The 22127-nt window shown below is 47.1% G+C and carries 24 protein-coding genes and 1 pseudogene; 20 read left to right on the top strand and 5 right to left on the bottom strand.

Going from position 1 to position 22127, the window contains the following annotated elements:
• Window positions 1–9 precede the first annotated feature (9 nt).
• Complete coding sequence (locus tag ACY1JZ_RS02170; RefSeq protein WP_270168405.1) at window positions 10–258, bottom strand: helix-turn-helix domain-containing protein; 249 nt, start codon at window positions 256–258, stop codon at window positions 10–12.
• 164 nt (window positions 259–422) lie between these two features.
• Here ACY1JZ_RS02170 and ACY1JZ_RS02165 point away from each other — a divergent pair, with 164 nt between their 5' ends.
• The 3 genes from ACY1JZ_RS02165 (at window position 423) to ACY1JZ_RS02155 (ending at window position 1756) form a co-directional block, all read left to right on the top strand.
• Complete coding sequence (locus ACY1JZ_RS02165) at window positions 423–956, top strand: hypothetical protein (RefSeq protein WP_462627868.1); 534 nt, start codon at window positions 423–425, stop codon at window positions 954–956.
• Between the two features lie 389 nt (window positions 957–1345).
• Entirely contained in the window at window positions 1346–1483 is a 138-nt protein-coding gene (locus ACY1JZ_RS02160) for a PD-(D/E)XK nuclease family transposase (protein WP_462627867.1), read from the top strand.
• Between the two features lie 27 nt (window positions 1484–1510).
• Entirely contained in the window at window positions 1511–1756 is a 246-nt protein-coding gene (locus ACY1JZ_RS02155; RefSeq protein WP_462627866.1) for an Rpn/YhgA-type helix-turn-helix domain-containing protein, read from the top strand.
• A gap of 2 nt (window positions 1757–1758) precedes the next feature.
• Here ACY1JZ_RS02155 and ACY1JZ_RS02150 read toward each other — a convergent pair.
• Together ACY1JZ_RS02150 and ACY1JZ_RS02145 are read right to left on the bottom strand one after the other, a co-directional pair.
• A pseudogene (locus tag ACY1JZ_RS02150) lies at window positions 1759–2070 on the bottom strand (transposase); the annotation flags it as partial.
• A gap of 227 nt (window positions 2071–2297) precedes the next feature.
• Window positions 2298–3329: a nitroreductase family protein gene (locus ACY1JZ_RS02145; protein WP_462627865.1), complete on the bottom strand. Its 1032-nt coding sequence runs from the start codon at window positions 3327–3329 to the stop codon at window positions 2298–2300.
• 180 nt (window positions 3330–3509) lie between these two features.
• Between ACY1JZ_RS02145 and ACY1JZ_RS02140 the strand changes: the two genes are divergently transcribed.
• Complete coding sequence (locus tag ACY1JZ_RS02140; protein ID WP_462627864.1) at window positions 3510–4007, top strand: MarR family transcriptional regulator; 498 nt, start codon at window positions 3510–3512, stop codon at window positions 4005–4007.
• Window positions 4008–4325: 318 nt separating this feature from the next.
• On the opposite strand, the gene ACY1JZ_RS02135 is transcribed toward ACY1JZ_RS02140, so the two are convergent.
• The gene (locus ACY1JZ_RS02135; protein ID WP_462627863.1) at window positions 4326–5516 is read right to left on the bottom strand and encodes a NupC/NupG family nucleoside CNT transporter; all 1191 of its coding nucleotides are present in this window, start codon (window positions 5514–5516) and stop codon (window positions 4326–4328) included.
• A gap of 263 nt (window positions 5517–5779) precedes the next feature.
• Window positions 5780–6691 carry a ketopantoate reductase family protein gene (locus tag ACY1JZ_RS02130; RefSeq protein WP_462627862.1) on the bottom strand — a complete coding sequence of 304 codons (912 nt, stop codon included), beginning with the start codon at window positions 6689–6691 and terminating at the stop codon, window positions 5780–5782.
• 148 nt (window positions 6692–6839) lie between these two features.
• Between ACY1JZ_RS02130 and ACY1JZ_RS02125 the strand changes: the two genes are divergently transcribed.
• The 16 genes from ACY1JZ_RS02125 (at window position 6840) to ACY1JZ_RS02050 (ending at window position 22109) form a co-directional block, all read left to right on the top strand.
• The gene (locus tag ACY1JZ_RS02125) at window positions 6840–7460 is read left to right on the top strand and encodes a TetR/AcrR family transcriptional regulator (RefSeq protein ID WP_462627861.1); all 621 of its coding nucleotides are present in this window, start codon (window positions 6840–6842) and stop codon (window positions 7458–7460) included.
• 93 nt (window positions 7461–7553) lie between these two features.
• Entirely contained in the window at window positions 7554–8225 is a 672-nt protein-coding gene (gene catA / locus ACY1JZ_RS02120; protein ID WP_462627860.1) for a type A chloramphenicol O-acetyltransferase, read from the top strand.
• A gap of 357 nt (window positions 8226–8582) precedes the next feature.
• Window positions 8583–8825 (top strand): phosphopantetheine-binding protein, encoded by a 243-nt coding sequence (locus tag ACY1JZ_RS02115; RefSeq protein ID WP_270168421.1) that lies wholly within the window; start codon window positions 8583–8585, stop codon window positions 8823–8825.
• Between the two features lie 30 nt (window positions 8826–8855).
• Complete coding sequence (locus ACY1JZ_RS02110) at window positions 8856–10376, top strand: class I adenylate-forming enzyme family protein (protein WP_462627859.1); 1521 nt, start codon at window positions 8856–8858, stop codon at window positions 10374–10376.
• The gene (locus ACY1JZ_RS02105; RefSeq protein ID WP_462627858.1) at window positions 10339–11409 is read left to right on the top strand and encodes a hypothetical protein; all 1071 of its coding nucleotides are present in this window, start codon (window positions 10339–10341) and stop codon (window positions 11407–11409) included. Before ACY1JZ_RS02110 ends, ACY1JZ_RS02105 begins: the two co-directional genes overlap by 38 nt.
• Window positions 11410–11560: 151 nt before the next feature.
• The gene (locus ACY1JZ_RS02100) at window positions 11561–12505 is read left to right on the top strand and encodes a UDP-glucuronic acid decarboxylase family protein (protein WP_270168427.1); all 945 of its coding nucleotides are present in this window, start codon (window positions 11561–11563) and stop codon (window positions 12503–12505) included.
• A gap of 13 nt (window positions 12506–12518) precedes the next feature.
• Window positions 12519–12770, top strand: a complete 252-nt coding sequence (locus ACY1JZ_RS02095; protein ID WP_462627857.1) for an acyl carrier protein — start codon at window positions 12519–12521, stop codon at window positions 12768–12770.
• Window positions 12767–14125 (top strand): ATP-grasp domain-containing protein, encoded by a 1359-nt coding sequence (locus ACY1JZ_RS02090; RefSeq protein WP_462627856.1) that lies wholly within the window; start codon window positions 12767–12769, stop codon window positions 14123–14125. Before ACY1JZ_RS02095 ends, ACY1JZ_RS02090 begins: the two co-directional genes overlap by 4 nt.
• A 44-nt stretch (window positions 14126–14169) precedes the next feature.
• Window positions 14170–15285 carry a UDP-glucuronosyltransferase gene (locus ACY1JZ_RS02085; protein ID WP_462627855.1) on the top strand — a complete coding sequence of 372 codons (1116 nt, stop codon included), beginning with the start codon at window positions 14170–14172 and terminating at the stop codon, window positions 15283–15285.
• A 28-nt stretch (window positions 15286–15313) separates the two neighbouring features.
• Window positions 15314–16402: a radical SAM/SPASM domain-containing protein gene (locus ACY1JZ_RS02080; RefSeq protein WP_462627854.1), complete on the top strand. Its 1089-nt coding sequence runs from the start codon at window positions 15314–15316 to the stop codon at window positions 16400–16402.
• 41 nt (window positions 16403–16443) lie between these two features.
• On the top strand, window positions 16444–17622 hold the full coding sequence (locus ACY1JZ_RS02075; protein ID WP_462627853.1) for a radical SAM protein: 1179 nt from the start codon (window positions 16444–16446) through the stop codon (window positions 17620–17622).
• A 32-nt stretch (window positions 17623–17654) separates the two neighbouring features.
• Window positions 17655–18659 (top strand): ABC transporter ATP-binding protein, encoded by a 1005-nt coding sequence (locus tag ACY1JZ_RS02070; protein ID WP_270168438.1) that lies wholly within the window; start codon window positions 17655–17657, stop codon window positions 18657–18659.
• Complete coding sequence (locus ACY1JZ_RS02065) at window positions 18637–19446, top strand: ABC transporter permease (RefSeq protein WP_462627852.1); 810 nt, start codon at window positions 18637–18639, stop codon at window positions 19444–19446. The genes ACY1JZ_RS02070 and ACY1JZ_RS02065 overlap by 23 nt, the downstream gene beginning before the upstream one ends.
• Before the next feature lie 4 nt (window positions 19447–19450).
• Window positions 19451–20263 (top strand): ABC transporter permease, encoded by an 813-nt coding sequence (locus tag ACY1JZ_RS02060; protein WP_462627851.1) that lies wholly within the window; start codon window positions 19451–19453, stop codon window positions 20261–20263.
• Window positions 20264–20301: 38 nt separating this feature from the next.
• Window positions 20302–21150 carry an FkbM family methyltransferase gene (locus ACY1JZ_RS02055; protein WP_462627850.1) on the top strand — a complete coding sequence of 283 codons (849 nt, stop codon included), beginning with the start codon at window positions 20302–20304 and terminating at the stop codon, window positions 21148–21150.
• A 5-nt stretch (window positions 21151–21155) separates the two neighbouring features.
• Complete coding sequence (locus tag ACY1JZ_RS02050; protein ID WP_462627849.1) at window positions 21156–22109, top strand: methyltransferase domain-containing protein; 954 nt, start codon at window positions 21156–21158, stop codon at window positions 22107–22109.
• The last annotated feature ends 18 nt before the right edge of the window (window positions 22110–22127 follow it).

Raw genomic sequence — 22127 nt, 5'->3', positions numbered from 1 at the left:
TAATCTATTCTAGCTTCGCTCCCCCAACAACTCTCCCACAGAAATCTCCAATGCTCGCGCGATGACGAGCACTTCATAATCCTGCACGAGCCGATGCTGGCCCTCGAGACGGGACAGACTGGTGGGACTGATATCCAGTCCCAGTGTCTGAAGCCGGGCGAGGAATTCTTTTTGCTTCATGCCCTTGGCTTTGCGGATGGTGGTCACTCGGTTACCAATGATGTTTTTGTCTCCAGGTGGTTCTGTGCGATGCTTCATTACTGCACACCTCTCATTTCATCCAAATTGTACGAAATGTAGGGGTTGTTTTAATGCGATAATCGCATTAAAATTAAATAAACCGATTCTCGCATTAAACGTCCGGTATCATTCATTCTGGTCAAGATCATCGGCGACTACACCCTAACCAAAGGAGTGGATTCATGCATCGAATACGAAGAATAGTGGAGTGGGAGAGAAGTAAGCTGAATGAGCTGGGGATGCATTCGCTCACGCGGGGTGTGCCGTTATCTCAAAATTCAGAAGTGCAGGCGCAGAGTTGCCAGGTGGACGCGTGGACGACGCTGTATGGCCGTTTGAAGCGGTATCATGCATATCGGGACGTGATCGATAAGGGGGAGAATATTATAAAGATTACTGTGTGGTTCCGACAGGCGATCCAGCGGCGGCTGGTGGACATAGTTGCCCAAGCGGAGGTAGACCCCGTGCTGAGCGAGCTGCGGGGAGAGGAAGAGGAGGCGTTCGAGTCACTATATTCCACACTATCGGACATGGGGGCTGGCACTGAATATGCTGTCTGGGAGGAGAGACACTACCGCTATGAGGCGGCTGCTCAGGAGCTGCTCTACCTGAAGGGACTCCAAGACGGCATGGAATTGGCGGCTGGGATGCTTCGTTCGGGTGCTCAGACGGACGAAGATGATGAGTCTGTGGATAGCTCTTCAATGTCCTGTTAGCGCCGTTTGCAGAGGAAGCATCTCAACAAAATCAGTACAGCTCCCTCTCGACCGGGCAAAGTAGTAACATATTTTTTAGCTTGATGCCCCGTCGCTGATCTGGCGAAGTGCGTGACTGGAGCTTAGAAGATGCGAGGTTGTATTAATGACTGCTCAAGATACTGCCGCTGCAAATCAAGTCTACGGAAGATAAAATAGCTGGCTTGGAGAAGGACGTAGCCTTGTTCAAGGAAGCTACTCAGAAATATGGGGATAAATCATCCTTCCTTGGTATGATTATTAAGGGAAATACCTAAGAGCAGCAGCAAATGCGGCATTGCTGGAGGTATGCGAGAAGATGACATCGCCAGATCCGCAGGATATTGGCGATTATTTAGGCTTCAGCTCATTTGCGAGAGGATCGTACCGGAATTACGCTGGTGGATGACATTGAAATTCACATTATGGAGTTGACCAAGCTGAGCGAGCATTCGGCAGAGCTTGAAGAAGGCGGACTGGTGAACTGGCTGTTGTTCTTAAAGGAGTAGATAAATCAAATTTGGGAGGTGCTAACGATGAAGGAGCCAATGCTGAAAAAAGCGATGGATACGCTAGAGTTTTTGAGTCAGGATACGGCGGCGCGTTTGGCTTATGATGCTCGAATGAAGGCACTGAGCGATGAGCATTCCCGGATCGAGGGGGTCAAGACTGAAACCAGTAAAGAAATTGCGATTCGACTTTTGGACAGAGGTGTGGATCTGCAAACCATTTCGGAGGCAACGGGCTTATCTGTTGAAGAAATTAAGGGATTGAGACAGTAAGCCTAAAGACACTTTTCACCTGTGAATTTTTTTATGGTGTAATTGACGAGCCTGTCCAATAAGTCCCCAAAATAAAAAAGGCCGAACGAGAAAACGTAAAGTTTTCCGTCCAGCCTTTTTGTGTGTCTGTTTTGCAAACATGCAGCGAAGCGGATGCCTGCTACTTTCAGGAGGTTGTGGGCTAAAGCCACCATCCCGAACTCGACGTGAACCTTCTCCAAGCCCCTTAGGGAAAACTGGCGGAACGACCTGTTGCCCTTGATGTGACCAAACACGCTTTCTACCTCCACTTTACGTTTGCGCTGCAATCTTCGCATTCATAGATCTTAAAGCTTTGCTCCAAACCGGAGCGACTCTATTTCGTCTGGTACTTCTTACATCGCGTACCACTCGACCATTCGGGCAAATGAAACGGTCATCTAAGGATTCGTAGGTCCAGTTAGCCAACTCTTGTAGAATGGAAGTTGCCACATATCCACTACAGAAAGGGCGATTTTTTTGCGTAATCTGACGCTTACGACTATAGATTCTTTCGAAACAGCTAACGTTGCGTGACGTTCACCGTCGGAGGCGTGGATGCGGGGCTCGAGCGACGAATGTCTTCATCGAATTCCAGCACTGCGACGATCCGTTCCTGAGGCCGAATTCCAAATGGCGTACATTTTTCGCGACTGTAAGTCCATTCCGGGATGGTTCGGTAAACGTGCCAGAGGTTGGCCTTGGCCAACAATTGAAAGTTCTGAATCAGACTGCATACGGCTGCGTAATCCTCTTCCTGCTTGTGGAGATCGCTTTCTTCCTTGGCCACGATAAGCAGGAATGAAGTGGACGAGCTCCCCTGTAAACTGCGAAGCTTGGCAGCCGCGTCTCCTCCTGATGCATAGACAAAACGCCACGGTTCCCGCATCCCGTCATTTGGCGCATAGACAGCTTCATTCAGCATTCCCAGAATGGATTGCGGTGAATACGGCAAAATGTCCGCATTCGTGTGAGGATGCGGGTGGTCATCCCCGCCGATCATCGTCCATTTCTGTTCCGCCGGCGTTCTCTTCCGGGCTCTGGGCACTTTCTCATAGTATCCTATACTCAGAAGCCCGGCAAAACGCTCCCCGTTCTGCAACCCGATTTCCTTAAAGAAGGTCTCGCTCATGATTAGCGGGTCCGTATACCACAGCATGCCCAGTCCTTGCTCCCAACCTAGCAACTGGAAATTCTGCATGATGCTGCAGACCGCAGCATAATTCTCGTCGCTTTGCCGCCGCGTGTTGGCGGATTCCGTAATGAAAGCCAAGTGAGCGGGAATCTCTATGGCTTGTTTGCTATAAAAGTCGGTCATTTTGTCGGGGATGAACTTGCCGAAACGACTTTCCTTGAGCTTGGCGAGCATGCTTCCGGCTAGCCTTTGACGCGATTCCAGGGAATCGTAATAGATGCAGCGCCAGCTTGGAGTGCCATCGGTTTCATACAAACTAGCGGCTTTATTCAACAAGGCAATAATCTGCTCTTGCGCGACCGGCGTGGACTTGAATTTGCGAATCGTTCTGCGTTCTCTTATCGTTGCGGAAGCATTCACAAGAATTCCCTCCTCGGCTCATATTGTTAACCAGTAAACAATTATTTTGTTAATGAGTAAACTATATACTTGCATGTGGGGTGCTGTCAATCGGAAGTTTGGGTGAATGATACGGTTTGATTGTTTTGGAGGAGTATGTTATGTTGATTTACATATAAACAAAAAGGGGAGACCGAATGTATGAACTCGTCGGAGGGACTTAAAAGGTTGCTTTACAGCCAAGTTCTTCATTTTGCGCATTTGACCGAGCAAATCTTCGCGACGGAGAGCGAAAAATTTGCGGATTTTGCCCGGCTGGAAGGGCTGAGTTCGTTCCCGACCAATCTAACCAACGTCCATACCATCGACTGCATCGGCCATAATGAGCCTATCAATAATACTTCCATTGCGGAGAAAATGAATTTATCCAAGGCGAGCATTACCAAGATCAGCAACAAGCTGCAGGAGGAAGGCTTCATCAAACGCAGCCAGATGAACGACAACAAGAAAGAAGTCTATTTCAGCCTGACGCCCAAAGGCCGACAGATCTTCGAGGTTCATGCCATGATGCATGTCATCCTCGAGAACCGGTTTATCGATTCAATGAACGTCTTTTCGGAATCGGAGCTTCAGGCCGTCCTGAAGTTCTTTCAATTGATGATTCAACATAACGACAATAGCGCAAAAGGGGAAGAATGAGGGTTGTTTGACGCTCCCGTTAAGCTCTTTTTTGCCAAGAAGCTGGGAAATGCCTCTTCCAATGCCCGGGTCGGTTGATCGATTGGATCCTCGCAGCGCCAACACACTAAGCCGTCATTCAATATGGAAAAAGCCTGGGTTGCTCCGGCCGTGACGATGAACCTGCGGGCTTAACCTCCAGTAAAACTAGAGAAAATAACCTGCTCCCAGTGGCGAAACTTGGGCAGGTTATTTTCTAGCATGAGGTTCACCTCGCTCTGGAGGCGATACTACCCCACCCAAGTCATGGTGTACAGTCCGATTGTGAATTTCTAATCCTTACAGGAACAAACCAGCAAGCGTCGCCGAGAGCACGCTGACCAATGTAGCTCCGTACAGCAGGCGGAGGCCGAAGCGGGCAACCGTATTCCCTTGCTTCTCGTGCAGCCCCTTTACAGCTCCTGAAATAATGCCTATCGACGAAAAGTTTGCAAACGAGACCAAGAAGACGGATACGATGCCAATCGTTCGAGCAGACATTGCGCCCTCCTTTACCATCGTCGACAGATCAAGCATCGCTACAAATTCATTCGCCACCATTTTTGTTGCCATGATGTTGCCGGCTTCAACGGTTTCATTCCATGGTACACCCATAAGAAAGGCGAGCGGCGCAAAAATATAGCCCAAAATTTGCTGGAACGTAATTCCGAACAAGCTTCCGAATAGGCCATTAATTAACGCAATCAAAGCGACAAAGCCAATTAGCATCGCGGCAACTGTCATCGCCACCTTGAACCCGTCCATAATATATTCGCCCAGCATCTCGAAGAAAGATTGTTTATGCTCGTCGTGAACCTCAAGAATGTCCTGTTCCTTGGACACCGTATACGGATGCAGAATCGATGCGATAATAAAACCGCCGAACAGATTCAGAACAAGCGCCGTGACGACATATTTCGGCTCGATCATCGTCATGTACGCCCCGACGATAGACATGGAGACCGTCGACATGGCAGAAGCGCACAGTGTATATAGACGATGCTCCGGCAACCTCCCTAACTGCTTCTTCACAGAAATAAATACCTCGGATTGCCCCAACACCGCGGAAGCAACCGCATTATACGATTCCAGCTTTCCCATGCCATTCACCTTGCTGAGCGCAAGACCGATAGATTTGATAATAAAGGGTAATATCTTCGTATATTGCAAAATGCCTATCAGCGCAGAAATAAACACAATCGGCAACAGAACCATCAGAAAAAATTGTGTAGTCGCGCCCTCATTCACGATCCCGCCGAAAACAAAATTAACTCCTACCGCCGCGTAGTCCAGCAGCGCCTCAAACACCGTGGTAAATCCCCGGATCAGCGTCTCGCCTATCGTCGTATTCAATAATACAAACGCCAGCACGATCTGCAGAACAATCATTTGCGCCAGCGGCCGATAGCGAATACGGCCGCGGTCATTGCTGGCCAAGTAGGTCAGTCCGAATACGACCAGCAAACCGACTATGGCAATCAGATATTTCATCTCAAATTCCCTCCTTATGCTTCGAATAAAAGGAATCTACCTATTCTATTGTAGAATATGAAGAAGTATTCGCTTATAATGGGTTTCCTGTCACATCGCCCCCTAACCCGGCTTCGCCCCCCGACGTTCTGGTTCGCTGGCGCACGACAATTCCTAGTGATGCAGGGCATCGCGTTGGCCTGATCCAGAGAATGTTTTCTATCGGGACTGAATGTAGAAAGTGTAGATGCCTATAAATTGAGATTTTCAATAGCTTTGTGCTGTTAGGGGTTGTCAAATGCCATCGTAAGATGTGGTAATGGTATGCCTAACTTTTTTGCTTCTCGCACAACTTCAGATATCGCAAAACCTGCTTTGCTATTGTTGTATTCGATGAAAAGTCGTGGTAAGCTGCCCTTAGCAAAGATAACCTTGTTAAAAAGCGTGCCGAGAAGTACCGGGGGAATCTTAGTCAGCAGTAGCAAAATCATATCTCTCTTTGCGCCTCGTGCTTTCAGTACAGGGGTCATTTCCCTCATATGCTTACCAACATTTGCGAATGAGTCGCGATGATTCATGAGTGCTGGAAAGCTTCCCCGTCTTAACACCTCGGTCTCTATAGCCGCATTCATGGCAAAATGATTCCATAACCAGCTTTGCATATCCCTTATCCAACTAATTTTAAAATGGGCACTCTCAAATAGCTTTTTGACCTGGTTGTTAATATATTCGGTGCCTGCCCGTGGTTTTTCCAGAAATATCATTTTTAAGAAGCCGCCTCTAAGCCTGTTGTCCGCGATGCCGCCTCCTGCTCCGGGGAAGCCAAAGACAACATGGTTCATACACAATGGTGCGATCGATGATTTCAAATCTTGCCAAATGTTATTGAATAGGAGGATAGGGGTATTTCCTGCAGCAGTTGATAGGAGTTGTACAGCTTCTGGAAGCTGTTCCGTGTTGACACTCACAATAATGAGATCATAATTTGAGCTTAACTCCTCATGCAGCTTGACGTTCCAGCTTTCTTTTATGAGCTGCTTCCCTTTTCGTGCGTCCCACATTTCAAGCTCTATATGGCTTCCGTAGGTTTCTTTTCTCCCTTTTCTAACGTAAAACTCAACGGTATGCCCTGCCTGTTCAAAAGCCCAAGCATATTGGGTGGATATGACACCTCGACCGAAAAATAAAATTCTCATCTTCGCCTCCTGTATTCCATATTATTCCTTGCTGACCATCCGACAACGTGTTGTATAATGTCATTGTATATATTTACCAGATGGTCATCAACCATCAGATTTTTAAGATCTGTCGTGTAATCGCTGGAACAGAACATGGAGGCCAATCATGAAGAAGCAGCCTGAAATGACGGACAAAACAAGGCAAACCTTTATCAATGTATTCTGTGATTTATATAGCCGAAAACCAATTGAAAAAATATCCGTTCAAGAAATTGCTAAGCAATCAGGATATAATCGCAGTACATTTTATCAGTATTTTTCGGATATCTATGAGTTGTTGGACTGCGTTGAAGAACGTGTTTTGAAATCCATTAACGAGGAAATGGCAAGCAGGGAGTTCTCTACGCATGCTTTCCAAGATGCACTACAATGCTTGGAAAATGCAGAGGATATTTCAGTTCTCAAAGCCCTCTTGGGCGACTATGGCTCTGTTCATTTTGTTGAACGTCTGAAAAGAGAAATTCCCTTTGAAAGATTGATTGTGGACTTTCCCACAGATGATGTCTTAGCGCCATATATCATTGAGTTTTACCTATCAACCTTAATCTCAGTGTTTCGCCTATGGATACGCAACGGCAAAGATCTATCGTCGGAAGAATTGGTCAGATTGATCGATAGCCTATTTGCAAACGGGATAACACCGTACCCTATCTTTGGCAAGGTCAATCCGCGGCGCCCTGATTCGAGTGTGTCCTTGAGAATGTCATTTGTGCGGCCTTCTAATTGATGTGGAATTGATGTTAAAATTAATGTTAAACTCCACATTCCGCATCACAGCATGTATGTTGCCGGGGATATACAGTATAGGAGGTCATATTCAATGGTTTTCAATCCGATTGACTTGGATAACTGGAGCAGAAAGCCCTATTTCGAACATTACTTAAACAATGTCAGGTGCACTTATAGCATGACGGCGAATATTGATATTACCCATCTGCTGTCAGAAGTGAAGCATAAGGGGATGAAGCTGTACCCGGTACTCATTCATATGATTACAACAGTGGTAAACCGGCATGTTGAATTTCGCACCTGTTATGATGCAGATGGCCGATTAGGTTACTGGGACAGTATGTCCCCCAGCTATACCATCTTCCATGAGGATGATAAGACGTTCTCAAGCCTTTGGACGTTGTATGGAGATGATCTTCATGACTTCTACTGCCGTTATCTTGATGATATGAGGATGTACGGAAGTGTTAAACAATTTGCCGCTAAAGCCAACGAACCCGCTAACACTTTCCCGATTTCCAGCATTCCATGGGTCAGCTTCACGGGCTTTAACCTGAACGTATATAACGAAGGAACCTATTTACTGCCGATCTTCACAATGGGAAAGTACATTCAGAACGATGGCAAGATTCTGTTGCCCTTGTCAGGACAATTCCACCATGCTGTTTGCGACGGCTACCATGCGGGCGTGCTGTTTAATGAATTGCAACGACTTGCAGATACATGCACGGAGTGGATGCCAATTAAAATCCAGGATCGTTAATTAATTAATAGCCAGCCCGGCAAAAGGCGAAGCTGCATCAAATTTATTGACAGTTGGAAGATTTGTAATTTATACTAAATATAGTAGACGCTAGGTGTTGTAAATCGACTAGTGTACACTTCTCTTGAAGCAAAACGTTAACGTAATATGGTTTAGTTATGTAGAGCATTTTCAGCAGCGCTTCATCGCTTGGAAAATGCTCTTTTCTTTAATTCCTGTGCAATGTGGACGATGGCAACTCTCGAGCATTGCCGTCGTTGTACTCTTCGCGTCATGCTTTTCATGTTACTGAATATTACCATGTATGCCATCCTCTCTAACCAGCCTTTCCAAAGCTTATCTAACGGGGGAAACATAATGTCTAGATCCATTGAATCTATCCTGAGAGATGAAATTTTTGCTGAGCTTGAAATCGAGTATCCAGATGATTACGATACCAATTTGTTGGATCAAGGGATCGATTCGGTTAGCTTTATCAAGCTTATTGTTGCCATGGAAGCGAAGTTTAACATCGCGATTCCTGATGAGGAGCTATTGTTTGAAAATTTCTCCACGACTAGATTAATCCTTCATTATCTGACCGAGAAAGCGGTAACATAGAGTGCGACAGAGCGAGAATTGGAGGAGATTATGACTATCATTCAGCGCTTATTTATGGAAGCATGTGATCGCAAAGAGCATATTATCCTTCAAGATTTGAAGCAGCACTGGACTTACGCAGAGGTGATGACAGAAGCATATTCGATTGCTTTATATATAAAGAAAAATTTCGATCTTGAGCCTGGAAGTCATGTTGCATTATACACAAATAATGAGCCCATGTTCATTATCGCGGCGCTTGCCATTCAGTTCTGCGGCTATGTACTCGTACCGGTTCCTTACTCGGCATCCAAAACTGAAATTGAAAATATCTTACATGCCAGCGACGCCAAGCTGGTTATCAGCAAATATGCACAGCCTGCGCATTTAAATTGCGACATTCCTTGGGTGACCGCTCAGGATGTATCACAAGAACCGATGCCTTCGTTTGAATCGATCTCGTTAACGAATCAGCCCGATCCCAATCAATGTGCGATTCTCCTTCCTACATCCGGCACAACCGGAAAGTCTAAGATCGTGATGTTATCCCATTGGAATGTATTGACGAATGCGTTGGCACATGGCGCAAAGGTGGGTTATACGGATCAAGATTCGTTTCTTGTAACGATGCCCGTTCATTTCAGTTCTACGATTGTCACGCAATTGATTTCTTGCATGCTCTATGGAACCCGAATTCAGCTTATCAGCTTGCCCTTGCTGTCACGCACAGCGTTCAGACTGTTTCAGAATAAGGCGGTCACGGCATTCTCAGCGGTGCCTACGCAATTGATGCACTTTGTTTCTGATTTTCATCAGACAACAAGCTGGAGTGCCTTTGATTCCATTGAATATATTGTTATTAGCGGTGCGGCGATTCCCGCGAAATTAGTAGACAAGCTTCGGACTGTATTTCCCAAAGCAGACATTATTCAAACCTATGGATTAACAGAAGCTTCTCCGCGGGTGAGCATGATGGAACGGGGAGATAGCTGCTTATCCTGTGGGTCACCCATCAGTGACGTTTCTATTCGACTAGTTGACGAAGAAGGGAAGGAGGTTGAAGGAGCAGCTATCGGAGAAATTTGGGTCAAGGGCCCAAATGTGATGCTCGGTTATTACAAAAACCCGGAGTTAACGAACGATACCATTGTTGATGGCTGGTTAAAGACAGGAGATTTGGGATATTGGAATGAATCAAGGTGTCTCATCATTACAGGCAGAAAGAAGAATATCATTATATCCGGCGGGATCAATATCTATCCGGAAGAAATCGAAGAGTTTTTATATGGCTTGAAGGAAGTTGAGGAAGTCCTAGTTGTTGGTGTGCACGATGATCTATTAGGCGAAGTACCCATCGCATTTCTGAAGGTTTTTGAAGACGGTCTGGTTGATATGAATGCGCTGACAAAACATTGCCGCTTGCATCTGTCGTCGTATAAAGTGCCTAGGCAATGGAGGATTATCGATGAAATTCCAAAAACAACAACAGGAAAACTGGACAGGGCAAGTACGAAGCGCTTATTGCTAGGGGTGAATGAAAAAATTGAAGAATACAACTCAAGCCTTGGGTAAGGAAGTATTGCCAATAAGCTATCCGATGATTACAACCTATACGCAGCATGCTCATCTCTTGTCCATACTTACCCATTACGAGTGCGCACACCCATGGATATTTAGTAATTATATTCAATTATTTATTAACAAAGATTATAAACATAATTGGGGAGATTTTTATTTCCCTCTGGCCTATGAGCTGCGGCCTTCAGATGCATGCAAATGGATTACGACTCAAAAGATACATAGAGATACGGTCACAGCTAAATGGGACTCTGTTATTCATTTTATTATAGAAAACATTAATTCAAATCAGTATGTCCACACAATGGTGAATTATTTCTACGTGCCACTAAGCGACCGCTATAACAAACTCCAGTTGCATCATGACATATTTGTTTATGGTTATGATCTAAATAGAGAGATATTGTATGTTTCCGATTTTTTCAAGAACGGAGTGTATAGTCAAGCTGAAATATCATTTGCAGATTTCGATCTTGCTTTCAACACGAATCATTTAACAACAAATCATGATTATCTAAGAGGAATGGTTTATCTGTATACATTCAATGATCAATATCAGGATCAATTCAGTTTCAGTGCAGATAGCCAAGTACATTCTATAAGAAACTATTTCACTAAGAAACCGCCGGAATATTGGGAGATGTTCAACTATGAGGGCGACAGGGATCGGCTTGATTTCGGCATGGGAATATACACGACTCTATTCAATTATGTGAAGGAGATATCGGACAACAAGTCCCAGCTTGATATAAGGCCCTTTCATTTACTGTATGATCATAAGAAGATCATGACGTTAAGACTCAAGTATTTGTACGATAATCGGCATCTGCTTCATTTAAATCAAGAGCATATCGACGAATTCATATCAATTGAAGTTAAGGCGAGAATCCTTGTGAATGCAGCGTTTAAATATAATTTGACAAGGGATAGGAGTATTTTAGATAGCTTACATACACAGATAACGAATATAGAAAATGAAGAATCCATATTCCTTGAACGATGGCTGAAGCAGGTAGGCATTCAGTAAGTCGAGGGAATAGATGATGTCAGCCTGATACTATAATTTTTATGGTAATATATATGAATTTATTGGGTGCTGAACGAAAGTCTTTTACTGTAATATATGGTTAAGAATTTAAAGAAATGAATAGTGGTTTCACAAACCTTATGCAATGGGGATGATCATCATATTCATTGTCCTAACAGGAGTCGCAGGCTTCATCGGTTCCAACCTTGCCGAGAGGCTGCTGCGGGAAGGCCATACCGTTATCGGTGTCGATAATTTTCTGACCGGGTCCACCATCAACATAGACAATCTCTTACGGTCGCCCAATTTCAAGTTTATCGAGCATGACGTCATTGATCCGCTCGCAATTGAAGGCCCTGTCGATTGGGTGATGCATTTCGCAAGTCCTGCCAGCCCGCCCAAATATTTGTCCTATCCGATCGAAACGATGAGGGTCAACAGCGAAGGAACGATGCATCTGCTGCATCTGGCCAAAGAAAAGCAGGCGGCTTTCTTCTTGGCTTCAACAAGCGAGATCTACGGTAATCCAGCCGTTCACCCTCAGCCGGAGAGCTACTATGGCAACGTGAATTCGGTTGGAGCAAGAAGCTGCTACAACGAAGCGAAGCGGTATGCAGAGGCGATCACCTACTGGATGAACAGGAAATACGGCATACCGGTAAGAGTCATTCGGATCTTCAATACATTTGGCCCGAAGATGGATTTAAATGATGGACGCGTCATTACCAATTTCATTAATCAAATTATGTCCAAGCAAAACCTTACGATTTATGGCGACGGCAGACAGACGAGAAGCTTTCAGTATATCGACGATTTGCTGGAAGGGATTGTGAGACTGATGAGCACCACGTATGAACAGCCAGTCAATTTGGGGAACCCGGAGGAGGTCACCATACTTGAGGTGGCTCAAATCGTGAAGGAGCTCATGAAGTCCGACGCGCAGATCGAGTTTCTCCCGCTGCCGGAAGACGATCCTAGGAGAAGGAATCCCGATATTACCATATCAAAGACGATTATGGACTGGGAACCGGCGATCAGTTTGCATGATGCACTCGCTAGAACGATCCATTATTACCAGGGTCACTATATCCATTAAACGGGAGGTACCTATGAAAGAACAGATCATAGCGATGATAAGCGAAATCAAGGACGACGCCCAACTGGCAACCAGCTTGAACGAGCATTCCAACATTATGGAAGACGGGGGCTTGGACTCTTTACAGCTCATTACTTTCGTATTGAAGGTGGAAGAGCGCTTCGGTATTGAAATCGATTTTGAAGAATTCGACTTCAATCTTATGGAGTCGGTCACGACCTTCTGCGATTATATCTCGGAGCTGCAGAAGACGGCACCTGTATGAACGCTAGACGCCAGTTCGCGCTCATTATGGGGACGTTTGACGCGGAACGCTTCTGGCGCGACCCTAGTCTAGCCAAATTGCCGTCATTTCCCGATCCTGAGATGGAGAATGTCGTGATGGCTATGGATGAGCTGCTCTTCCCATTTTGCGAGGCGCAGGATAGGCTCATTACTCGCTATCGAATGAACGTTTGCCATAAAGAGTATTTGCATGAGATCGGATTTAGATTTCTGTCCAATTCAACTGATCTCGAGAGTCCTGATGGAGGAAGCGCAGGCAGAACCGCCAATATATTCGACCTGCTCACATCAGCCGATCGAATGAGTGACATCGATCTGCACGGGCTGGACGGCGCCCGGCTGTCGCCCTTTGCCGTCATTCCGGGGGTGGATCGTATTGCAGCGCGTTACGGGCTGGAGCAGGATTTTCCAACTGTCGAAACGGTTCAGGCTGTCAATTCGAAGCTGTATTCAACCGAATTGAACCGTCGCCTTGGTCTTCCGTGTGACAGCCAGACGGTCTATTCTCATGAAGAGCTGCTGGCAAGCGGGTTGACATTGCTGAATCAAGGCCCCTTCCTGATCAAGGATGAGTTCGGGGTATCCGGGAAGGGGAATTTGCTGATCGAGTCGGAAGCGATATTGCAGCGAGTCACATCCTATCTCGCCGATCAGTGCCGCAAGGGAAGAGCCGTTCGGTTTATTATTGAGCCGTTCCTCCGCAAGGAGCTGGACTTTTCTTGCCAATTCCACATCGATTCGGACGGTACTTACCGACATATCTCAGTGCAGCAATTGGTCAATCGCGATTTCGCTTACCAAGGCTCCTATACAGCCGACGATAGGCTGCTTCATCTGCTGCAGCAAGCGGAGTATTTTGATGTCATGAAACGGGCGGCTCGCGAGCTTTATCAGTCGGGTTATCACGGCGACGTATGCGTCGACTCTATGCTGTTGACCGACGGCCGCATCGTTCCGATCGTTGAGGTGAATGCAAGAAGATCGATGAGTCTGATCAAGCATTATGTTGACCGATACCTGGAGAAGCACGATACAGCCGGGAGCATGACGCATGCGACCTTACAGTTTGCATGCGATGTACGATTCGATCAATTGCTGGAATCGCTGGACCGCGAGGGTGTTCTATATAAGCCTGATCGAGGGTTCGGCATTTTACCGTTAAGCGCGAATACGCTCCTCATTAACAAAGTCATCAGCGAGTGCAAGGGGAGCCAGAATAAGCGGGTGAAGGGCAGATTGTATTATTCGTTGATCGAGGGGGAATGGGGTAACGAACGAGTGTCGGCCAAGGTAAGGGAGGTACTGTCGTCGTTATCCTTCAAGATCGCCCGCTGATGCAGTCCGAAGCGCTTGAGACCATGAATGGAGGAAGAAGGTTTATGGGTAAGCGGAAAGTAACGATTCTATGCTCGGGTTTCGGTCTGGGCTTCTATATTCCTGGTCTGTTAATTGCAAGCGATTTCAGGAAAAGGGATATCGCAACGGAAGTGCTCGTGTTCGAAAGCTATCTGGAGCAAGACAAGATGGATCATATTGCAGACAGCAGGAAGGCTTACCACAATAACTTCGCACTTGCCAACTTATCGGCTCGAATGCCGATGGATATCCGCAGCAGCATAGACTATGCCCAGGTTGAGCGATTGCTGGAGGCGTGGAAAGCGGAAGAGCGGCACGAATTCATATCGCTATCTGGACACTGGGTCTATATTCTGGATTTGTATAGGGAGAAGATGCTGCCCAGTCCAATTCATGTAGACCTGCTCTACGTCGATTCAGATCTGGCCCCGTCTTGGAAGAGCCTGAAGAAGTTTCATCCTCGCTATGACGAGCATTATTACAATGCTTGTCTCTATGACACCGACAAGATGGAGATTCGATGCGAAATCCCGGTTCTTCCTGGTACGCCACTGCCCTTCGACTCCAGGAAGCGGCGGCTCGTTGTTCATGGCGGCGGCTGGGGGATGGGCACGTATCAGAGTAAAGTTCCAGAGCTTGTCGGTCATAACTATGGGCTTGATATCGTAGCTTACGATTGGAAGGAAGCGAAGCCTGATCCCGATCACCGATATTGGATGAACGATCCGTCGTGGTGCGCATGGGTGAAGAGCGCGAACGGCCTGCACGAGTTTCCGCCATACATTGAAATAACGGGAGAAGCTACGAATTCATACGCCGCTCAGGTTGATCATCATTGGTTGTTCGACGTTGCTTCGGAGGCGATGGCTATCGTGGCCAAGCCGGGAGCGGGCACATTGATCGACTCGCTTGCATCCGAAACCCCTCTTATTCTGCTGGAGCCATTCGGAAGTCATGAGCTTAGCAATTTGAAATTATGGGAATCGCTTGGGTTCGGAATACGCTACGAGAAGTGGCGGGAGATGGACTTTTCTGTCAAGGTCCTTCAGGAGATGCATCAAGCGATCATGAACAGACCCGGAGAACGGACAAATTACGTGGATCATTATTGTGCGAGAGTCGCGTTAACGAAGGGGTAAGCTATCAATGGCATAAGGGGGTTATGCGATGAGTGTAAACAAATTGAGTGTCGCCCAAGATACGACAAGCTACCCGAGATGGATCGTCTTGCAACTGTTGGAGCAGTGCAATCTACGATGCAAGATGTGCTACGAGTGGGGACTCGAAGGACCCTATAAAAGCAAAAAAACGTTAGCGCAGTTGGACCCGGAGCTGATCAAAAAGATCATCGTCCAGTGCAGCCCCGGCAAGCCGTATTACGATTTCTTCGGTGGCGAGCCGCTGATGTACCCTTGGTTGAGCGACATTCTCGCCATGATCAATCATTATGGAAGCATAGCAGACTTCCCCACGAACGGAACATTGCTCGAGAAGCATGCCGAGATGCTTGTCGAGACGCCTCCCAATAAGATCTGGATGTCGCTCGACGGGCCTGAGGAGATCAACGACAGGCAGCGGGGCAAGGGCGTATTCAAGAAAGTAATCAAGGGGATTGAGAAGCTCTATGAGCTTCGGGAGAGCAAAGGCAAGCAATTTCCGAAGATGGGTGTATCCTTTATTATTACGCCCTTGAATTATATGTATGTCGAGGAATTTTTCTTTAAGCATATCGATCTGTCGATGCTGGACCATATCAGCATGGAAGTGCAGCTCTATGCAACGGAAGAGCAGTATGCCCAATATGTGGAGGTTCTTAGTGAAAGATTCGACGTGCATCAGGCTCCTTATGCCAAGGGGATGGTGTGGGGGGACATCAGTTCGTTCAGCCAGATCGATATTCCGGAATTGACGAGACAGCTCAATAATGTGAAAGAGTATTGCTTGAAAAACAGCATTCATGTGATCACCTATCCGAAGACGATAGATGAACAAAATTTGCACAACTATTTCTCGGGGCAATTCCATCAGATGGCTGATAAACGAAATCGCTGCTCCCTTCCATGGGTTTATGCGGAGATTACAGCAAGGGGCGACGTTTCGCCCTGCCATGCCTTCTATGATTTGACCTTCGGCAACGTGAACGAAGAGAATTTGCTGGATATCTGGAGTAGTGACAAGTACAAAGATTATCGCGCGTATATGAAAAAAAATATGCTTCCGATTTGTACGGCTTGTTCAAGGTATTATATCTACTGATCCATGTGAATGACCTACTACGTTTAAGAAGGGTGTGTTATATGAATCCGAAATCAGAGATTAAGCATTCCCCAAAGGATTTGCAAATATTGAAGCGTACCATCAAGAATACGGTGGAAACAAAGCGGAACATGGCGAAAATAGCGGGATACGCAACACCGTTGCCAGAGTCGGTCGGAATTAAACTGACGAACCAATGCAACTTGCGCTGCAAGCATTGCTATCAATGGAACGACACTGGCTACCACCACTTCATGACACCGGAGCAGCAGCGGGAACAGCTCGACTACGGGCTGCTGGAGAAGCTGATCCTCGAGACGGAGCCAGCCAAGTCGAGACTCTATATCTGGGGCGGCGAGCCGCTCGTATACAGCCATTTCGACCGTCTGGCCGATCTGCTTGAAGCTCATCCTCGCGAGACGACGATCTGCACGAATGCGATGCTGATCGAGCGAAAGCTGGACGCCTTGCAGAGAATCTCCGACAACCTGGAGCTGCTCATTGCGCTTGATGGATTCGAGCAAGAGAATGATGCGCTTCGGGGCAAAGGGGTATTCAACAAGGCGATAGATGCGATCCGAATGCTAGTCGAGCTGCGCAAGGAAAACCGATTCAGGGGCAAAATTTCGATCCACACCGTCGTTAACGATGCGATGAGCGACAAGCTTTACGAGCTGCTGGACTTTCTGGAGGGCGTCGGCGTAGATCTGGTCATCGTCTGCTTTCCGTGGTACATCTCGGACGAATGCTCGCAGGGTATGGACGATTACTTCGACCAGAAGTTCGACTTCCTCCCGGCGAGCGAGCACAAGGGCGAACGAAGCTGGCACGCCTTTAACTACAAGCTCGATCCAGAGCGTATTCCCGCTTTGATGAGCGAGTTGGACCGGGTTAATCATCGGGTCTGGAAGATGCGTCTGCGCTACCAGCCGAATCTGGATCATGACCAGATCGAGGATTTCGTGCTCGGCAAAGAGGTGGAGGGCAAAGGCACGATGAACAAGAAGTGCCTGGCTCTCTCGAACCGGATGGACATTACGCCCGATGGAACGATTATCGCGTGCAAATTTTTCAAGGAGTTCGAGATCGGCAAATTAAATGAAGCGTCCGTACAGGAGTTATGGCATAACATGACCTACAGACGAATAAGGGAAATGATGGACGAACGACTGACACCGGCATGCTCCAAGTGCAGTGTCCTGCATTTGCACGGTGTCTAACTATTCTAAATGAACATAAATGGGGTGCATCAGTGAGCATTATCCAAGTGGAACGCTTATCCAAAAGCTTCAATTACTACGAAAAAGAATTGGGGTTCAAAAAATCGCTGAAAAATTTAGTGAGGCGCAAATCACTGATCAAAGAGGCGGTTAGCGAAATATCACTTGTAATCGAGCAAGGCGAGATGGTCGGATTCCTAGGCCCGAACGGTTCCGGCAAAACGACTACGCTCAAGATGCTGTCCGGCATCTTGTATCCGACAAGCGGGCATGCGAATGTATTAGGCTATGTTCCTTGGGAACGAAAGAAAGAATTCAAGATGCAGTTCTCGATCGTGATGGGGCAGAAATCGCAGATGTGGTGGGATTTACCGGCGAACGAATCGTTGTACCTGAACAAATGCATCTATGAGATCGAGGATAAGCCCTACAACCTTGTCCTGGGTGAGCTTACGGAGATGCTTGACGTAAAAGACCTGCTCAACATTCAGGTGCGGAGGCTTTCGCTCGGGGAACGGATGAAGATGGAGCTCATTGCGTCGCTCATCCACAGGCCCAAGGTGATTTTCCTGGATGAGCCTACAATCGGACTCGATCTGGTTTCGCAGAAGCGCATTCGGGAGTTCCTGAAGGTTTATAACCAGCAGACGAAAGCAACGGTCATTCTGACAAGCCACTACATGGCGGATATTGAGGATCTATGCAAACGAACCATCATCATCAATCAAGGGAAGATCGTATACGACGGCGATCTTCGGCGTGTGAACGAGCTGTTTCATGCAAAAAAGATCATCAAGCTGCAATTTACGGACGAGGTGCCGAGGCAAGCGTTAAGCGACTATGGCGATATTACTCACCATGACGGCATGAATGCCGTCATGGAGATCGATAAGCATGATCTACAGCGGCTTTCCAAGATGATGCTGGACCGATTCCCGATCCTCGATTTCACAGTTGAAGATATACCTGTCGAGCGAGGCATCGAAAGCTTGTATCAGAAAGATGGTGTCACACATGAAAGCCTTGCAGAAGTATAAAAGGACGTACATCCTTGCGCTTCAGAGTGCGATGGAGTATCGGACCGATTTCCTGATGAGTATCATCAGCGGCGGCTTCATCATTCTCGTCCAATGCTTCCTCTGGACGGCTGTGTTTCGCAGTTCGCCGCATGAGATCATTAACGGCTATACTTATTCGCAGATCATCATTTATTCCGTGTTGTCCGGCGTCGTCTCCAAGCTGGTTTCTGCCGGCTTCGAAGGGGAAATCGCGAATGATATCAAGACGGGTGGACTGAGCAAATTTATCGCTCAGCCCATTCATTATTTCAGCTATCGGTTATGCAATTTTTTCGGTGGAAAAACGGTTCAGACCGGGGTTGTCCTTATCCTATTCGTCATCCTGATGATCATTTTTACTCGGATTTGGGAGTTTCAGCTTACAGGGATGCAGATCGTTATGTTCTTGGTCAGCATTCTGTTCGGACTGCTCATCAACTTCCTGCTTTTTTATTCGATTAGTGCTCTGGCGTTCATCATTACTGAGGTTTGGGGCGTTTATATCGCATTCAACCAAGGCGTCTATCTGCTCAGTGGCGCCATCTTTCCGCTTAATATTTTCGGAGATACGTTTGCTAGAATCTCCAGCTATTTACCGTTTCAATATGTCGTATTCTTCCCGGTTAACATCATCAATGGGAGCATGACGATGCACGAAATCGTGCGCGGGCTCCTCTTACAGGCGGTTTGGGTCATTGTGCTTATGATCATTTCCAAGCTGTCTTGGGATTCCGGGATGAGGAAATATGTAGCCGTTGGAGGTTAAATCTGTGAGTATCAGCTTGACGGAGATTCGGAAGCATGTACGTATGTTCTTCATTTTTGCAAAGAACAGCCTGGTCGGTTACATGGAATACAAAGCGAATTTCTACTCCGGTTTGATCATGGAGACCGTATTTCTGTTTTCCAAGCTGATCTATATCATCTTCGTGTACCAGCTCGGGATCGAGATCAATGGAATTTCTCCTGACCAGATGATGATCTTCACCGGGACCTATACAATTATGATCGCAATCTATACAGGACTGTTTATGGATAACTTCTATAGATTCGCCGGCCATATCCGCAACGGGACGCTGGACTTGTATATGACGAAGCCGCTATCGCTACAGTTCATGATTTCATTCCGGCACGTTAACTTCGCGTTTCCGATCCCGAACCTGATCGCCGGAATCACGATGATCGTACTGGCCTGGCGGCGTCTTGACATCGATCCAAGCTTGCTCAACGTGGCCGGATATATCGGTGTGATCTTGAGTAGCACGATCGTGACCTATTCGGTGCTGCTGCTTCCGCAGATACTTGCCTTCTGGACGATCAAGTCTGGTTCGATCTTCGACATTCTCGACAAATGCTGGGATTTAAACAATATGCCGATGTACATATACCCTAAATGGCTACAGAGAATAGGGCTGTATGTCGTGCCGATCCTGTTTATCACCAACATGCCGTCGGTTTATCTAATCGAGCGATTGGACTTGTTCCTTGGGATATGGATTTTTGTGGCCCCTGTTCTATCGCTTCTAGTGGTCAGGCTGTTCTGGAAGCTGGCCATCAGGCGCTATGAGAGCGCCAGCAGTTAGAGCAATGCCCAATACAAATTGTGGAGAAGGTGAATCGAATGAGCAGGACAGAGCATGAGCCCCATCCGTCGCAGACAGAGGCCGTCGCAAAGAAACGGCTGCCCAACGGGATCGAAATCTATCAAAACAACGAAGGCGAGACCGAGTTCCTCTACAACGAGATTTTCCACAAGGAGATGTACTTCAAGCATGGGATTACACTCCCGGATAATGGCACGGTCATGGATGTCGGGGCGAATATCGGCATGTTCACCCTATATGTCAGCAGCAAGAGCAATTGCAGGGTATATGCCTTTGAGCCATTGCCTCCGACGTATAAACTTTTGAAGATGAATACGAGCTCACTGCCTCGCGTAACGACGGTTAACGTCGGGCTGTCCAATGAGATCAAGGAAGCGGAGTTTGCCTATTTTCCTACGATGTCCACGGATTCTGTTCAGATCAAATACCGGGAGAACCACGATCAAGATCTCCGATACGGGTTAATCAATCATTACGAGGATGATTTCGCCGATCCGCGAATGCTGAACCGATTTGTCGATCATCTGATGTCGCCGAAGCTGCTGAATGAACAGATCTATCCATGCAAGCTAACGACGATCTCCGACATGATCCGCTATTACGATCTGGACCAGATTGACCTGCTCAAAATCGACGTGGAAAAAAGCGAGTTCGAGGTGCTGGAAGGCATCGACCGGAAGGATTGGGGCAAAATCAGGCAAATTGTAATGGAGGTTCACGGACTGGACGGGGAGCAGATCAGCAGGCTTGAGAACATCTTCCAAACCAACGGCTTCGATGCCATGATCGATTACTACGAAGATTTGAATATCCCCAATTACTATAATGTGTACGCGTTCAATAAAATGGATACGTCGGCTGGGTGATCGCTATGTTACAGCATCTGCATGCAAGGTTGGTATGCTCCACCTGCAAGGGCGAGCTGACCCGGTCGGGAGCACTGCTGCAATGTCGCGGCTGCGATGCGGCATATACGATCGATCATCGTTATGTATCGATGCTCGACCGGCGTGAGCAGCTTGTCCACCCTTCCGATTGGAAACGTAAAGAGGACGAAATTCGAGATTATAGCGAGATTTCGAACTCCCTTGCGCTTACCGGCATAGGCCGATTCGCAACCTTCTTAAACTATGGCTACGTCTCGCAGGGGAATGAGCAACATGCGGTGATTGAGCCCGACGATGTATGGAATAGAAATTCAGTCAAGCTGCTGCTCGAGGCCGTGGGCAGGACGGCGATTCGGGAGCGGCAGGTTATCGACATCGGATGCGGCAGGGGAGGGAATATAGCAGCATTGTATAAATATTTCAAGCCTCTGTCGATTGTCGGTCTCGATATCTGCCCGGCGAATATTGCGTATTGCAGTGCCAAATCCCGAATGGTTGAAGCCTTCTATCTCGTCGGCGATGCGGAGAATATACCGTTTGCAGACGAGAGCTTCGATGTGGTATTGAATATGGAATCCGCGCATGCCTATCCGAATCGATCACGCTTCTATGAAGAGGTGTACCGGATCATGAGAGTTGGCGGCGTATTTCTGTATACGGAGCTGATGCTGGCAGATCAGGTAACGCAGAACGTGAGGCTATTAGAGGAAGCAGGCCTCTCTGTAACCCGCAATCAGGATGTGACCTTGAATGTCCTTCTATCGTGCGATGAGAATGCAAAGCAACGTACTGGAACACAGGGGATTGCGAACAACGCCAACGCGAGCACGAATATTGGAGATATCAATGATTTCATTGCATTGCCCGGCTCGAAGAAATATGAAGAGATGAAGGCGGGAACGCGGCAATACCGTATGATGAACCTTGTTAAGAGGTAACATAGCTCGGATATCGAC

This window comes from Paenibacillus sp. J5 (assembly GCF_054955055.1).
This window is presented reverse-complemented; position numbering and strand designations above follow the sequence as displayed.